Origin of the sequence: Vibrio sp. LB10LO1, from assembly GCF_010092875.1 — a bacterium.
GTDB lineage: Bacteria > Pseudomonadota > Gammaproteobacteria > Enterobacterales > Vibrionaceae > Vibrio > Vibrio campbellii.
Genome location: NZ_JAADJW010000002.1, coordinates 97,801 through 113,526 on the forward strand (window position 1 = coordinate 97,801; position 15,726 = coordinate 113,526).

A 15,726-nucleotide genomic window follows, 5' to 3' on the forward strand; every position below is an offset into this window, starting at 1 on the left:
GGCCAAGTTTGTAGTCTTTACGGTTGAAGCAAGTATAGTTTACAGAGTGATTGTAGAAAAGTTTGCTTAATGTGGTTAATTTTTTATATATATCAGGCAGGTAGAAGCATAGTGATTATTGCTTAATGCACTTGTACGTATTCTGTTCAAATTGTCGCTTTTATGATTTTAGGTGAACTTTCTATTTTGGGGTTAGGATACGTATATATCTAATAAAGTTTATGGTTTAAATCGGGTCAAGACTTAGCTTAAAAGCGTACTCGGATTATATATCAGCTAAAAATGTTCATTTTAAATATCATTGGTAATAGAAAGGATATTACTTTCTCTAAGCTATATATTAAATGGAAATAAAAAATCCCTCTCGAATGAGAGGGATTGGTAGCAAGCAAAGGTGAAAGAAGTTTTACTCGAAATCTACGCCGTTTTCTTTGTGTAGTCGGCGGCATGCACGGCCATCGCTGTGGAATAGATGACAACGATATGCAGGGATACCGATTTCCAGTTTGTCACCAGACTCTACTGGTAGTGTATCTGGCCGACGGTAGATAACGTCTGCGTCTGCACCCTCAAGGTTTAGGTAAACTTGAGTTTCGTTACCTAGTTTCTCTACGATCATCACTTCACCGTGAATTGTCGCATCGGCGTCAACGGCTTGAACTAAGTGCTCAGGGCGAATACCCAGAGACATACGGTCACCGCGGTTCACTGTTGTACCATCAACTGGGATCCAGAAAGATACGCCGTTAGAAAGCTGTACTTTTACGCGTTCTGCTTCCACTTCATCAATGAAAACACTCATGAAGTTCATTTTTGGTGAGCCAATAAAGCCAGCAACAAAGCGGTTTTGTGGGTAGTGGTAAAGCTCAAGTGGTTTACCAACTTGTGATACGTAACCGCCATCTAGAACCACAATCTTGTCTGCCATTGTCATTGCTTCTACCTGATCGTGCGTTACATAGATCATGGTGCAGCCAAGTTGGCGTTGTAGTTTCGTGATTTGAGCACGCATGTTTACACGCAGTGCTGCATCCAAGTTTGATAGTGGTTCATCAAGAAGGAATACATCTGGTTGTGATACTAGCGTACGACCGATAGCAACACGTTGGCGTTGACCACCAGAAAGGGCTTTTGGTTGACGCTCTAGTAGGTGACCCAACTGGAGAATTTCTGCTGCGTGTTCAACACGCTTATCGATTTCCGCTTTGTCAGCTTTTGCTAGTTTCAGACCAAATGACATGTTGTCATATAGGTTTAGGTGTGGGTAAAGAGCATAAGACTGGAACACCATACCAACACCACGTTTGGATGGTTCTACGTCATTCATGCGCTGGTCACCAATATACAAATCACCTGAAGTAATGTCTTCAAGACCGGCAATACAACGTAGCAGGGTAGATTTACCACAACCTGATGGACCTACGAAAACAACGAATTCACCTTCGTTGATCTCTAGATCTACGTTCTTAGAAATCAGTACGTCGCCATACGCTTTACAAACATTTTTTAACGTGACACTCGCCATGTAGCTCGTCCTCGATCAATTTTTATTATTCACCGCTCATCATTATATGAATTATCTAGCGAGCAGTAACAGTAGGAATCGGTAAGTTATTGGGATTGGTAAGAAAAACAGGGTAGCGCTCCAAATGTCCTGAACTGGAGCACTACCCACCATAGCCAAATACGAGTTTCTCTCCCCCACATTATTCGTGTTGTCTCCCCCGTGAAATAATTACCACAAACAACACCAATAATGACATTCCACTCGTATGGCAATGAAAAACCAGCAAATCTTTTCACCTATAGGGTAGGTACTGCTGGGAAAGGGTTCTTACCATCCACTCTTGGATGACTGCAGTTTCTAAGATTGTGTTCACTGCTACATCCTCCTAATCGAAATAATTGTAGGGGGAGTAGGCGGGGAGGAGTCAAAAAGGAGGAGTAGAGGGGGAGTTGGGCGGAAATCACATTATTGCGTGACCTAAAGTTGAAACCGATCACAGGAAGTATTCATTTTGTGATTTGAGTCTCTAACCCTTGGCGATTCAGATCACGAAAATACGTCATAATTGCAAGGGCGTAGGGATTAGGAGGATGAGACACAATCGATAATTTCAGATGATATGTGTCGAAATACGGCTGAACCTCAATGGACTAGCCCTACATCAAAAATATAAAAAGGATACGAACATGAAAAAATTAAGCGCTGTAGCACTGGGTACCCTTGTTGCTTTAGGTTCTTTTGGTGCTAATGCTGCCATCGAAGAAGGACAACTGACCATCTGGATCAACGGTGACAAAGGCTACAACGGTCTTGCAGAGGTTGGTAAGAAGTTTGAAGAAGACACTGGCATTAAAGTAACAGTGGCTCACCCAGACGGCCTACAAGACAAGTTCCCTCAAACTGCAGCGACAGGTGATGGTCCTGATATCGTATTCTGGGCTCACGACCGTTTCGGTGGCTACGCAGAATCTGGTCTACTAGCTGAAATTAAACCATCTAAAGAAATCCAAGACGGCATCGTTGACTTCGCATGGGATGCAGTACGTTACGATGGCAAACTAATCGGTTACCCAGTAGCGGTTGAGTCTCTATCTCTAATCTACAACAAAGATCTTGTTCCAAACCCACCTAAGACATGGGAAGAAGTAGCAGCGCTAGACGCGAAACTTAAGAAAGACGGCAAGTCTGCAATCATGTGGAACCTGAAAGAACCGTACTTCACATGGCCGCTAATGGCAGCTGACGGCGGCTACGCATTCAAATACACATCTGAAGGCTACGACATCAAAGATGCAGGTATTGCGAAAGAAGGCGTGAAAGACGCAATGAGCTTCGTGAAAGGCCTAGTAGACAAGGGTGTAATCTCTGCGGATATGGATTACTCAGTATCTGAGTCTGCGTTCAACCAAGGCACAGCGGCAATGACTATTAACGGTCCATGGTCTTGGGGCAACATTGAGAAATCTGGCATCAACTACGGCGTAACAACGCTACCTAAGTTCCAAGGTCAGTCTTCTAAGCCATTCGTTGGTGTACTAACTGCTGGTATCAGCACTGCGTCACCAAACAAAGATCTAGCGGTAGAGTTCATCGAGAACTACTTACTAACGAACGATGGTCTACGTATGGTTAACAACGACAAGCCACTAGGTGCAGTAGCGCTTAACTCGTTCCAAAAAGAGCTAGATTCAGATACACGTATCGCGGCGACAATGGACAACGCGATGAACGGCGAAATCATGCCAAACATCCCACAAATGAACGCATTCTGGGGTGCAGCTAAGAACGCTATCATCAACGTGGTTGACGGTCGTCAAACTGTAGATGCTGCTCTAGCAGATGCAGAAAAACAAATGACTAAATAATTCAGCAATACCCTTTTTAAGGAGGGGGCAACTCCTCCTTACTTTTCTATATTTATCCTATATTCGCTAGCAGGTTCCCTATGCAGTCAGTTCAAGGTACAGATGCTATGACAGCACCAGAAGCCAGCCTACCAAGCAGCAAAAAAGTGTTCACCAAATGGGCACTATTGGGCACAGTCGGCATTATCAATGGCTACGCAACTATCCTAATGTATTCTCGCGGTGAGATTGCGTTTGCACTACTTACGATCATTCTAACCGCTTTAGCGCTATTCATTTTTGGTAGTAAGAAAACATACGCTCACCGATACATCTACCCTGGTATTGCCGGGATGATTCTATTCATCCTTTTCCCGTTGGCGTATACCGTCGGTCTGGCGTTCACTAACTACAGCGCGAAAAACCAGCTTTCTTTCGATCGTGCACAGTCTGTCCTGTTAGATAGAACGTATCAGAGTGGTGAAAGTTTCCCATTCACTCTATACAAGACTGAGCAAGGTCACCAAATTGTAGTGAAGAAAGGCGATGAGCTACTAGCGACGCCAACTTTCCAGCTTGATGGTTTCTCTGCAACGGATCTTGATCTAGCGCCTATCACTGAAGCGACGGGTGACAAAGAGCCAATCAAAACTATTGTTAAGAACCGTAGTGCACTGAGTGATGTTGACCTTCATCTTCCAAGCGGTGATGACATCCGAATGAGCGGTCTGCGTAAGTTCGCAGCGGTGGTACCACTGTACACGCTTCAAGATGATGGTGAGTCGATCTTCAATAACCGTACACAAGAGATGCTGCGTCCAAATATGGATGTGGGCTACTACCAACCTGTCGATGAAAATGGCCAGTTTGTTGGTAACACGGTTTCTCCAGGCTTCGTGGTAAACATCGGTACTGACAACTTTGAGCGAGTTTGGAAAGACGACGGCATCAAAGAGCCTTTCATCAGTATCTTCATCTGGACGGTTGTATTCTCAATCCTGACGGTAGTATTCACGCTAGTTATTGGCTTAGTTCTAGCGAGTGTTGTTCAGTGGGAAGAGCTTAAAGGTCGTGCAGTGTACCGAGTACTGCTGATTCTGCCTTACGCGGTTCCAGCATTTATCTCAATCCTAATCTTTAAAGGTCTCTTCAACCAAAGCTTTGGTGAGATCAACATGGTATTGAACGCTATCTTTGGTATCAGTCCTTCTTGGTTCTCTGACCCATTCCTAGCGAAAACCATGGTGATGATCGTGAACACATGGCTTGGTTTCCCTTACATGATGATTCTGTGTATGGGTCTACTAAAAGCGATTCCTGATGACCTTTATGAAGCGTCTGCAATCGATGGTGCGAACTTCGTCCAGAACTTCATGAAAGTAACGTTACCAATGATGATTAAACCTCTGACTCCTCTATTGATTGCGAGCTTTGCGTTTAACTTCAACAACTTCGTAATGATTCAGCTATTGACTGGTGGTGGTCCAAACATGATTGGTACTTCTGAGCCAGCGGGTTACACCGACCTACTAGTAAGCTACACGTACCGTATCGCGTTTGAAGGTGCAGGTGGTCAGGACTTCGGTCTAGCAAGTGCAATCGCAACGCTTATCTTCCTATTGGTTGGCGCGCTAGCACTATTGAACCTACGTTTCACTAAGCTATCTCAGGACTAAGGAGTAACGACCATGGCTATAGTACAAGGTAAATCTTTAAAGTACCGTGTATGGGCGACCCATATTGCTCTTTGGGCTTTCCTGTCACTGATTATTTTCCCACTGTTGATGATCATTGCGATCTCATTCCGTGAGGGTAACTTTGCAACGGGTAGTCTGATCCCAGACAACCCATCGCTAGAACACTGGAAGCTTGCACTAGGCTTCTCGGTAACAAACGCAGACGGTTCTGTAACACCGCCTCCATTCCCAGTTCTGACTTGGCTATGGAACTCGGTAAAAGTAGCAGGTATCACCTCTATTCTTATCGTGGCACTGTCTACAACATCGGCTTACGCGTTTGCTCGTCTACGCTTCAAAGGTAAGAACACTATCCTGAAAGCGATGATGATCTTCCAGATGTTCCCAGCAGTACTTGCTCTTGTGGCGCTTTACGCATTGTTTGACAAATTAGGTCAGTACATTCCTTTCCTAGGTTTGAACACCCACGGCGGTCTGATCTTCTCCTACTTAGGTGGTATCGCACTACACGTATGGACGATAAAAGGTTACTTCGAGACGATTGACAACTCGCTAGAAGAAGCGGCAGCACTGGATGGTGCAACACCGTGGCAAGCGTTCCGTTTAGTACTGCTTCCACTATCAGTGCCAATCCTAGCTGTAGTGTTCATCTTGTCATTTATCGGCGTTGTTGGTGAGGTACCGGTAGCATCTCTACTGCTTTCTGATGTAAACTCCTACACATTAGCAGTTGGTATGCAGCAGTACCTATATCCTCAGAACTATCTGTGGGGTGACTTCGCAGCTGCAGCAGTATTGTCTGCACTACCAATTACAATTGTATTCTTACTTGCACAGCGTTGGTTAGTCGGTGGTCTGACGGCTGGTGGTGTGAAAGGATAATCTCAGTTGGTCTCTGAGAGAGAAAAGAATAACTAGAAAAGGGCGACCATATGGTCGCCCTTATATTTAGCATCGATATTACAATTTTGGTTTGGCCGCCGATCAGTAATATCAGGCTATTTTGGCGTTACGCATAGCTGGCTGTTAGCTTAGTTCCTTACGCTTTAATCACTAACAGTTTCTTGTAACCATAACCTGAGTCTAGACTCAGGTTTTTTTATACCTACAGATTCACTGCGTTTTCTTATTGCGTATACAGACTAACCAGTTTGCAATGGATTACACAGCATCGGCAGAATGCCGTGCGTATCACTTCACATAATTAGTGTAGGGTTATTTGAAAGAATAAATGGCGTAACTAAAGGGGGAGGCTAAAACTCTCGGCTTGAAGGTGCACAGCCTACATATTGAAGCAGTGTGTATAAACTCTCTTGTTGTAATGCGACGCGTCGGAAAAGATCGGCAAATGTGGTATCACCACCAAAACAGGTTTGAATGTAGTGGTTAATTTCCTCTTCGTTATAACCTTCCACATACATGGTGCGTACCCATTGATATTCGACCGCTTTCAAATTGGTCAATGTATTTTCACTTAACGTGGTCTCTTTTAATCTCAAGATCCAAACTCTATCCAACACGAAAATTGTGCGTGGATTTAATCAAATCAAAGTGAAAGATTTATGACAATTTGAACCTAGTGTGAAGTGAATGACAGAACCATGACATTACTTCACACATGTAGAGCAAACGATTACTTGATAATCAGTTTGGGGCCTTGGGGAGGGGCAAGTTATTTGAACTGTTTGAGCTATTTGAGATATTTGACGTGTGCTTCCATCTCTTCGCCAATTTGTTTACGCATGTTCATCAAGCGAATAGCCGACTGTTCCAGTGCTTTGTCTTCATCTGATTCTGGGATCCATTTTGGAACGTCGGTCGGCTTTCCATCTTCATCGACCGCAACCATAATCACGATGCAATGCGTTGTTAGACGGTTCTTTAGCTCTTTAGGATCGCTTGCTTGTACATCAATGGCGATGTGCATTGAGCTGCGTCCGGTGTAGATGACCTTAGCACTGACTTCGACTAGATTTCCGACATGAATTGGCGCAACAAAGCGAATACCACCTGCATATGCGGTAATACAATACTTACCACTCCAAGCTGCGCTGCACGCGTAGGCGGCTAAGTCGATCCATTTCATCACGGCACCACCGTGTACTTTACCGCCGAAGTTAACGTCTCCTGGTTCAGCAAGAAAACGAAGGGTTATGTCTCTTTGACCACTGCTCATCTGTCATTCCTTTGTTATTGTCGTTGCTATTAGATCCAATGTATCAGCAAGAAATCGATACTGGAATAGGGAGTGCAACAAAATATTAACTTTTTTGTCAGTGCTAGTAGCAAAAGATATGGGGCACAAAAAAGCCACGGTGGGTGCCGTGGCTTATGAGATTGAATTAAGATGTCGCTGGTGGCAGTTCCGGGCTTGGTGATTGAACCTTCTTGCGGATCTTAATTTGCGACAAGATGACGCCAGAGATAACCAGCATGCCGCCAATGATGTGGTAAACATGCACCTCTTCCCCCAGCATGGTCGAGGCTAACGCTACAGAAACCACCGGCATCAGGTTCATGAACATGGCACTTGAATCTGCACCAATCAAATCAATCGCTTTCACCCACATTAAAGGCGCGAAGATAGAGGCAGCAATGCCCGCATAAGCAATCAATGGCAGCGCACTTTGGCTTGGTAGAAGTTGATCACTGCTCAACCACAAGGGAGTTAGCATAACCAGCGAGAAAAAGCCCTGCATATAGACCAAGGTCATGCTGCTGAAAGGCATTTTCCAGCGTTTTAGTAGCACACAGTAAATCGCGTAACAAAGGGCAGCTAACAGCATCAGACTGTCACCTTGCGTCATGTCTTGATGTAGGAAGTAGGTGATGTCACCGTGACCCAGCATAAACGCCAAACCGCCTAATGAAATCACGCCACCTGCCACGCTCAGCATGGAAATCGACTTACCCAATAAAGGCACGCTCAAGAAAACACTGATCAATGGGACGAGAGAGGTAATCAGTGCCATGTTAGAAGCGGTCGTCGTAAGACCCGCGTAATAGCCGAGTGATTGGTTTAGTACCATGCCCAGTAGCGCAAGGAACGCTAACTTAGCCAAGTATGGGCGAATCACATGGTGCTGTTTGATAACCGCTGGTAAGCAAAATGGCGTCAGAAGCACCATAGCGACAAACCAACGATAGAAGCTCATGGCACTTGGTTCGATGGCACTTGCTGCCATTTTATTTACGATGGAATTTCCACCCCAAATCATGACAGTAAAAAACGGAAGCAAATAAACCATGAGAACCTCATCGCAGAATAATTAATGGCGCTAGTCTGACAGGTCTTTATAATGAAATGTATCTCTGGAAAGACATCGTAAGCGATAGGAAGACAAATTTGAAAAAGAGCACAAGGAATCTTCATCCATCATTATCAATCGATAGAGCACCATCAGATGTATTTATGAATTTCGAAGCCTTTCTGTCGAACACGGAAACTCGTATACATAGCCATCCATGGGGGCAGGTTCAACTGATCAGTGGCGGCATACTAGAGATGGATGCGGAAGACACGCGTTTCTTAGCGCCTCCACATCTTGCGATCTGGGTGCCAGCTGGCATACGACACACCAGTTACAACCGTAAACCTTTGGAATACTGCTCTTTAAACATCGACCCAGAGTTGACTCAACACTTTCCATCCAAAACGAGCTTGATCAAAGTGACGCCCATTGTTTCGGCGATTGTGGAAGACTTTCGCCAGCGTGATATTAATGTTGCTAAGAGCGAAGAAGATAAACGCCTCGTTCAGGTCTTGTTGGATCAGCTAGCCAAACAAGAAGTCGAACATCACTTTTTGCCAACCACAGACAACAAATATCTGGAGCCAATTCTTAAAGCCGTCGAAGAAGCCCCAACTGACGAAATCAGCTTAGGAGAATGGGCGGAGAAGGTTCATACCACCGAGCGTACTTTAGCTCGCCATTGTCAAAGTGAATTGGGAATGAGTTTTACCGAGTGGCGATTGCGAGTGCGTTACCTGCATTCGATGGAGTTGTTAAGGAAGGGGCAAACAGTAAAAGAGGTAGCGCTAACGTTGGGTTACAACCAAGCCAGTCCATTTATTGCCATGTTTAAGAAATACTCCGGCATTACACCGGAGCAATATAAGAATCGCTTGTTATAGCTGAGCGAGCACGTAGTCTAAGCCGCCTACAACTGCTGCAACTTGAGCGTCGTTACACTCTTCATCAGTCACTTTCGGGCTGTCTGGGTAAACTTCTGTTGTGGTGCCGTAAGTGCAGTTGGTTACGCCGCCACACAAACCCAGTTTTACCATTGGGTAATTAATGACGCCAAATTGCACCACTGGCGAGCCAATGATTTCGCCTTTATCGTCAGCAGGTGCAATGTGCGTTACTTTCGCTACTGACTCGATGACTGCTTTTTGGAACTCAGGTTGCGGGTTTTCTGTATCGCCCACCGTGTAGAAACCATCTGGAATCATGCCTTCGATGTATTCAAGACCATCACGCGCTGCAAGTGCTGGGCGGAATTCCGTCTCGTCAGAATCGGTGGTTTCGTGAAGGTCGATGTGCATTAGAACATCACCTAGCGTTGCAACTAGCTTGATCAAGTTTGCTGACTCTTCTGCTGGGCTGTCTGCATAGAAAGAGCGGTTTGGATCAATCGCATTTGGGTTCCAGCGGTTAATCACTTCATAGCCCCAAGGGCTGACACATGGTGCAACGACAATATTGAAGTGTTCTGCGTAACGCTCTGCCTGCGTATCAACAAACTTCAGCGCACCATGTACGCCACTTGTCTCGTAGCCGTGTACGCCGCCAGTGACCAAAACAACAGGTTTTGCCGCATCCCAGTTACGCGTTTTGATACAAAATAGAGGGAAGCGTGCTTCGTCGTATGAAAGCGCGCCGTATTGCTCAACATCGAAACGTTCGCGAAGAGCATCAATTTTCGTCACAACTTCATCTTGGTAGCTACGTTTTACGCCACGTTGTTCGCACCAAGCTTTACGTTCTGCTTCGCCCCAAGGCTGACCTGGGGTACCGATTGGGTAAGTGTATCCGCTTTTCATCTATACTTTTTCTTTTGAGTGCTTGAAAGATAAGACAAGACTAGTCCTCTCTCAAAGCCACGGCAACAGAAAACACAATTTGTGACTTTATTCTTTGCAAAATCATAACTTTGCTGAGTGATTTAATGGTGTTACATTCTGTTACTTATTCAATTCCATAAAAGAGACAAATAAATGGCTGGAGCAAGTTTACTAACACTGTTGGATGACATTGCAGCGGTATTGGATGATGTTGCATTGATGTCTAAGATGGCAGCGAAAAAAACCGCTGGTGTACTAGGTGATGACTTAGCACTAAACGCGCAACAGGTGTCTGGTGTAGCGTCAGAGCGTGAAATTCCTGTGGTTTGGGCGGTAGCAAAAGGATCATTTAAGAATAAGCTGATTCTGGTGCCGTCGGCGTTGTTGATCAGTGCTTTTATTCCTTGGCTGATCATGCCGTTACTCTTAATTGGTGGTCTGTTCCTCTGCTTTGAAGGTGCAGAAAAGATCTTGGAAAAACTCTTCCCTCATTCACACCAACATGAAGAAAAAGAAGAGCAAGTTAATACTGGTGAATCGGCCGAAGAGTACGAGAAGAGAAAAGTGGCGGGTGCGATTCGTACTGACTTTATCCTCTCTGCAGAAATCATCGTGATTGCTTTGGGCACGGTGACAGGCTCAAGCATCGTAACGCAAATTCTCGTGGTGAGTTTAATCGCAGTACTGATGACTATCGGTGTTTATGGCTTGGTTGCAGGTATCGTTAAGCTTGATGACTTGGGCTTTTATCTTGAGCGCACATCAAATGGTGAAGGCTTGAAAGCGAAGTTGGGGGGGGCGCTAGTGGCATTTGCTCCGAAGCTGATGAAGATGCTTGCGATTGTCGGTACTGCGGCTATGTTCTTGGTTGGTGGCGGTATTGTCGTGCATAACGTACCTGCGATTCATCACCTGATTGAACCAATCATTATGGACTTCCGTGGACATACGATTGCGACAGCGATCGTGCCAACACTGCTTAACGGCGTAATTGGTGTTATCGCGGGTCTAGTTGTGGTTGCTGCTTGGACGGTGATAGAGAAGGTTCGTGGTAAATAGCGACTCTTCATACGTAAGACAGCAGACATAAGGCTTTATAGGAGCCAAACGAAAAGGGTCATGCCTTTCCATATCAAATATGGTGGCATGACCCTTTTTCATTTTGTGAGCGTGCTTACTTCACTTCCCACTCAATCTTTTCATTTGCACGGATTGGTACAACGATGTCGCTACCAAACGGCATCGTTTCTGGTACATTCCAAGATGCTTTTTCTAGCGTCACAGTATCAGTGTTACGAGCGATACCGTAAAAATCAGGGCCATTCAAACTAGCGAATGCTTCTAGGTTTTCTAGCTTGCCTTCATTCTCAAAAACTTCTGCATAGAGTTCTAGCGCTGCGTGTGCTGTGTAAGAGCCTGCACAACCACAAGCCGACTCTTTTGCGCCTTTTGCGTGTGGTGCTGAATCTGTACCTAGGAAGAATTTCTTGCTACCGCTCGTTGCTGCTTCGATAAGCGCTTGTTGGTGGGTATTACGCTTAAGAATTGGCAAGCAGTAGAAGTGTGGCTTAATGCCGCCTACTAGCATGTGGTTGCGGTTAAACAGCAGGTGGTGAGCAGTGATGGTTGCTGCAACGTTATCAGAAGCGTTGTTGACGAAATTAGCCGCATCCGCAGTCGTGATGTGCTCAAGAACGATTTTTAGGTTAGGAAAGTCGTTGACGATAGGAGCAAGAACCGTGTCTAGGAATTCCTTCTCACGGTCAAAAATATCAACGTGGTTGTGAGTCACTTCACCATGAACCAAAAGCAGCATGCCAACTTCTTCCATCGCTTCAAAAACGTGGTAGATGTTCTTTGCGTCGGTTACGCCAGAATCAGAGTTGGTGGTTGCGCCCGCAGGATAAAGTTTTGCTGCAACAATTTTGCCTGTCGCTTTCGCTTTACGGATTTCGTCTGGCGTGGTGTTGTCTGTTAGGTACAGCGCCATAAGAGGTTCGAATTGCTCACCGTGCTGCTCTGCAAGGATTCGATCACGGTAGGCTAGCGCCATTTCAGTATTGGTCACTGGTGGGACGGTGTTCGGCATGATCAGCGCACGACCGTTATAACGGCTAATATCGCGAACGGTATCTTTTAGAACTTCACCATCGCGTAAGTGAACGTGCCAGTCGTCAGGACGAGTAATAGTCAGTGTTGTCATTAATTGCTCCCACCATTAAAAAGTTATGTTTGGAGCCTAAACGCTGCATTTACCTCAAGAGCAAACGCTTGCGCTTAGGCGACAGGATGATAGTGGAATTGCTCTTCCATTTCACCCCATTTTTCACATTTCTTTACGGTAGGAGCTCAGTTGGTTACTTCATCGTCAACCAAAGCGCGTGAATTGTGCCTGGTAGGAAGAAGAAAAACGTCAGGATTAGATTGATGAAGAAGTCTTTCTCTAGACCTTTTTCCATGTAAACCGCCACTGGTGGAAGAAAGATACAAAGTAGAATTAGAATCAGTTTGTTAGTATCCATGGTCTATGCTCCGGATAGATTATTTTTAGTGTCAAAAAGTTGGCGAATTATGTGCTCAATGTCACATCTTGGCAATCCTAATTTCGTCAATAATGTGCAAATTTATGGGACGTTATTCATAAAATGCGACGCACTGACACATATCCTAGAGCTCAATAATGAATCCCTTATGAATATATCGCGTGCAAATTGGAGTTTTATCCCCGAGTAACCTCGAGACACTTGGGTCACCAAGCTTATGGGGATATGATAGTAGAACAATTAAAAAGCACCTGTAGGAAGTAGGTTATGTCGCAATCAGTTTTATCCCAAATTAATGTTTTTCCAGTCAAATCTGTAGGAGGCGTCGCGCTGTCTTCCGCTTGGGTTGAAAAACAAGGATTAAGTTTTGATCGTCGATTTATGATTGCGACGTCAGACGGCTCAATGGTGACGGCCCGTAAATTCCCACAAATGGTGACCATCAAATCAGCGTTATTGCCAGATGGTGTGGTGTTTACCAGCCTTGGGGAAGAGCCATTAAAGATCCGTTATCAAGATTTCAAAATGCAGGAAGCACCCGCGACGGTTTGGAAAGACAGTTTTACTGCATACACCACCACTGACGAAGCAGATGATTGGTTTAGTAAAGTGTTAGGTCTTCGCGTTGAGTTGCTTTTTACTGGTGAACAATCAAATCGCGTAAGAGAAAAGCTGGGTCACAATGTTAGCTTTGCCGATGGGTATCCAGTGCTTGTGATCAGTGAGGCGTCACTGGAGGAGCTAAATCGCAGAAGCTCTGAACAGCACTCGATGGATCAGTTTCGAACCAACCTTGTAGTGTCCGATACCAAGCCATTTGAAGAAGACTCATGGAAGCGCATTCGTATTGGTGAAGTCGAATTTGAATCAGTGAAACCTTGTGAGCGTTGCATTCTAACCACCGTTAATACTCAACGTGGCATTTTCCGCGAAAGCAAAGAACCGTTGAAAACACTGCAAGAGTTCCGTGCTAATGAACGTGGTGGTGTGTTCTTCGGTCAAAATCTTGTTGCCCTTAATGAAGGCATTATTCGTCAGGGAGACAAGGTGGAAGTGCTGGAATACAAAGATGCTGAGTTCTATCCAGATAACTCTCCTAATCGCATGTCGCTCACCTGTGTCGAGCGAGAAGAGATTGCGCGCGACTTCGTCACCTTATGGCTTGAGCCAAGCAAAGGTCAGTTACCAACATACTTGCCGGGGCAGCATTTGCCTATTGAAGTGAAATTAGACGGTAAGAAAGTTGGGCGTCGTTATACGCTTTCTTCTAGTCCATCTCGTCCAGGTCGTTACGCGATTTCCGTTAAGCGTGTTTCTGGTGGTCGTGTATCTAACGCGTTACTAGATAACCTGCAAGTGGGGGATGTATTGGAAGCGGAAACGCCAGATGGTCAATTTCATCTAAAAGAGCACTCTGTTCAGCCTCTACTCTTGCTGTCTGCCGGTAGCGGTGTAACGCCAATGCTGTCGATGGTTCGCTACTTGGCGGATCACAACCAACTCGATGACGTGGTGTTCTACCATCAGTGCAGTAGCGAGATTGATATCCCGTGTAAAGATGAGTTAAACGAACTAAAACGCCAACATCCGGGTTTAGATGTGAAGATTTGCTTAACTCAGCCTGCGGTGGACTGGTTTGGTCTGAAAGGGCGTATTAGCTTATCTCATATCAAACAGATCAAAGATGTTGAACAACGCCAAGTGTTCGTTTGTGGCCCTGATGGTTTTATGCAGAAAGCGAAAAACCTTCTGCTGAAGAAAGGGGTACCTGAAGATAACTACCATCAAGAAGCTTTTGGCGTTGCGGTTGCGACGACCAAACCTGAGAAAAGTGTTGAGATTGAATTCAACGGCTTGAAGTTGGCGGGTAACAACCAACAAACATTGCTGGAACAAGTCGAGAATGCCGGCAAGAGCATCACGAACAGCTGCCGTGCGGGCTTGTGTGGGGCATGTAAGGTGCAATTAGAATCAGGACAGGTCGACCATCCGGATGTACCTGCATTAAGCGCAGAAGAACGTGCAATGGGTAAAGTGCTCGCGTGTTGTGCTATTCCACAAACGGACGTGACGCTAACAGATTAACTACCCTACATAGTAATCGCTGATCATGACCAGCAAATAAAAACGCCGCTAACTTAGCGGCGTTTTTTCTATCTTAGAGCGGGCTCAGAGCGGGAACACTCATGCGCACAATCGCGTTTTAGTCGTAGATCGTTGGGATCGGCTGACGCTTGTGCTGAGTCATTTTGTAGATAGCTACTAAACGATCGCTCACTTCTTGCGATACTGGCTTACCTTCTAGGAAGTCATCGATTTGCTCGTAAGTCAGGCTTAGCGCATCTTCGTCTGCTTTTTGTGGAGCAAGCTCTTCTAAGTCTGCCGTTGGCACTTTTTTCACAAGTAATTCAGGCGCACCGAGCGTTGCAGCAACTTCGCGAACTTGACGTTTGCTCAAGCCAAACAGTGGTGCCATATCGCACGCGCCATCACCAAATTTAGTGTAGAAACCGGTGATGTTTTCTGCTGAGTGGTCAGTACCTAGAACCAAGCCACCAACATAACCAGCGATTTCGTATTGAGCAACCATGCGAGCACGTGCTTTTACATTGCCTTTCACGAAGTCAACTTTTGCTGCGTCAGTTGGTAGAAGCCCCGTACCTTCTAATGCAACGTGAGAAGCAGCATGAAGACCATCCACACCTGCTTTGATGTTTACCGATACGGAATGCGTTGGTTGGATAAAATCAAGAGCAAGTTGGGCTTCGTTTTCATCCCTTTGCTCACCGTAAGGCAAGCGAACGGCGATAAACTGATAGCCATTGTCGTCAGATTCTTCGTTTAGTTGGTCTACAGCCAATTGAGCTAAGCGACCACACGTTGTTGAGTCAACGCCTCCACTGATACCAAGGACAAGAGACTTACAGCCAGAATCTTGTAATTTACGCTTGATAAAAGCGACGCGGCGTTCAATTTCGAAATGCGGGTCGATAGAAGGGAGTACTCGCATTTCATCGCGGATGGATTGTTCCATTTAGGGTTCCTTTTCCTGCAAATAGGTTCGACA

General features: G+C 45.4%; 14 protein-coding genes. 6 read left to right on the forward strand and 8 right to left on the reverse strand.

The genetic code is table 11. The features are described 5' to 3' along the window. Positions 1-406: 406 nt before the first annotated feature. Positions 407-1,525 (reverse strand): maltose/maltodextrin ABC transporter ATP-binding protein MalK, encoded by a 1,119-nt coding sequence (malK, locus tag GXP65_RS01815; protein ID WP_162091846.1) that lies wholly within the window; start codon positions 1,523-1,525, stop codon positions 407-409. Between the two features lie 668 nt (positions 1,526-2,193). On the opposite strand from malK, the gene malE reads away from it, so the two are divergent. The 3 genes from malE (at position 2,194) to malG (ending at position 5,930) form a co-directional block, all read left to right on the forward strand. After that, complete coding sequence (gene malE, locus GXP65_RS01820) at positions 2,194-3,372, forward strand: maltose/maltodextrin ABC transporter substrate-binding protein MalE (protein WP_005432005.1); 1,179 nt, start codon at positions 2,194-2,196, stop codon at positions 3,370-3,372. A gap of 80 nt (positions 3,373-3,452) precedes the next feature. After that, positions 3,453-5,027 (forward strand): maltose ABC transporter permease MalF, encoded by a 1,575-nt coding sequence (malF, locus tag GXP65_RS01825; RefSeq protein WP_162091847.1) that lies wholly within the window; start codon positions 3,453-3,455, stop codon positions 5,025-5,027. Positions 5,028-5,039: 12 nt separating this feature from the next. Further along, a complete protein-coding gene (malG, locus tag GXP65_RS01830) occupies positions 5,040-5,930 on the forward strand; it encodes a maltose ABC transporter permease MalG (protein ID WP_005432001.1) in 891 nt (296 codons plus the stop codon). Positions 5,931-6,301: 371 nt separating this feature from the next. On the opposite strand, the gene GXP65_RS01835 is transcribed toward malG, so the two are convergent. The 3 genes from GXP65_RS01835 to GXP65_RS01845 all read right to left on the reverse strand — a co-directional run bounded on the left by GXP65_RS01835 (position 6,302) and on the right by GXP65_RS01845 (position 8,296). Beyond that, a complete protein-coding gene (locus GXP65_RS01835) occupies positions 6,302-6,547 on the reverse strand; it encodes a hypothetical protein (RefSeq protein ID WP_005529750.1) in 246 nt (81 codons plus the stop codon). Positions 6,548-6,738: 191 nt separating this feature from the next. Further along, the gene (locus tag GXP65_RS01840) at positions 6,739-7,224 is read right to left on the reverse strand and encodes an acyl-CoA thioesterase (protein ID WP_005441158.1); all 486 of its coding nucleotides are present in this window, start codon (positions 7,222-7,224) and stop codon (positions 6,739-6,741) included. A 166-nt stretch (positions 7,225-7,390) separates the two neighbouring features. Next, complete coding sequence (locus GXP65_RS01845) at positions 7,391-8,296, reverse strand: DMT family transporter (RefSeq protein ID WP_162091848.1); 906 nt, start codon at positions 8,294-8,296, stop codon at positions 7,391-7,393. Positions 8,297-8,394: 98 nt separating this feature from the next. Between GXP65_RS01845 and GXP65_RS01850 the strand changes: the two genes are divergently transcribed. After that, positions 8,395-9,183: a helix-turn-helix transcriptional regulator gene (locus GXP65_RS01850; protein ID WP_005453431.1), complete on the forward strand. Its 789-nt coding sequence runs from the start codon at positions 8,395-8,397 to the stop codon at positions 9,181-9,183. On the opposite strand, the gene GXP65_RS01855 is transcribed toward GXP65_RS01850, so the two are convergent. Then, entirely contained in the window at positions 9,178-10,095 is a 918-nt protein-coding gene (locus tag GXP65_RS01855; protein WP_162091849.1) for a M14 family metallocarboxypeptidase, read from the reverse strand. The genes GXP65_RS01850 and GXP65_RS01855 overlap by 6 nt on opposite strands. A gap of 174 nt (positions 10,096-10,269) precedes the next feature. Between GXP65_RS01855 and GXP65_RS01860 the strand changes: the two genes are divergently transcribed. Next, complete coding sequence (locus GXP65_RS01860; protein ID WP_045420236.1) at positions 10,270-11,175, forward strand: DUF808 domain-containing protein; 906 nt, start codon at positions 10,270-10,272, stop codon at positions 11,173-11,175. Positions 11,176-11,290: 115 nt separating this feature from the next. On the opposite strand, the gene pyrC is transcribed toward GXP65_RS01860, so the two are convergent. Both pyrC and GXP65_RS01870 read right to left on the reverse strand, forming a co-directional pair. Continuing rightward, positions 11,291-12,319: a dihydroorotase gene (gene pyrC / locus GXP65_RS01865; protein WP_045394595.1), complete on the reverse strand. Its 1,029-nt coding sequence runs from the start codon at positions 12,317-12,319 to the stop codon at positions 11,291-11,293. Between the two features lie 154 nt (positions 12,320-12,473). After that, entirely contained in the window at positions 12,474-12,638 is a 165-nt protein-coding gene (locus tag GXP65_RS01870) for a YqaE/Pmp3 family membrane protein (protein WP_005453437.1), read from the reverse strand. Between the two features lie 288 nt (positions 12,639-12,926). Between GXP65_RS01870 and GXP65_RS01875 the strand changes: the two genes are divergently transcribed. After that, entirely contained in the window at positions 12,927-14,744 is a 1,818-nt protein-coding gene (locus tag GXP65_RS01875; protein ID WP_162091850.1) for a hybrid-cluster NAD(P)-dependent oxidoreductase, read from the forward strand. Between the two features lie 118 nt (positions 14,745-14,862). Here the strand turns inward: GXP65_RS01875 and nadE are convergent, their stop codons facing one another. Then, positions 14,863-15,693, reverse strand: coding sequence for an ammonia-dependent NAD(+) synthetase (gene nadE / locus GXP65_RS01880; RefSeq protein WP_162091851.1), 831 nt, complete (start codon positions 15,691-15,693; stop codon positions 14,863-14,865). Positions 15,694-15,726 lie beyond the last annotated feature (33 nt).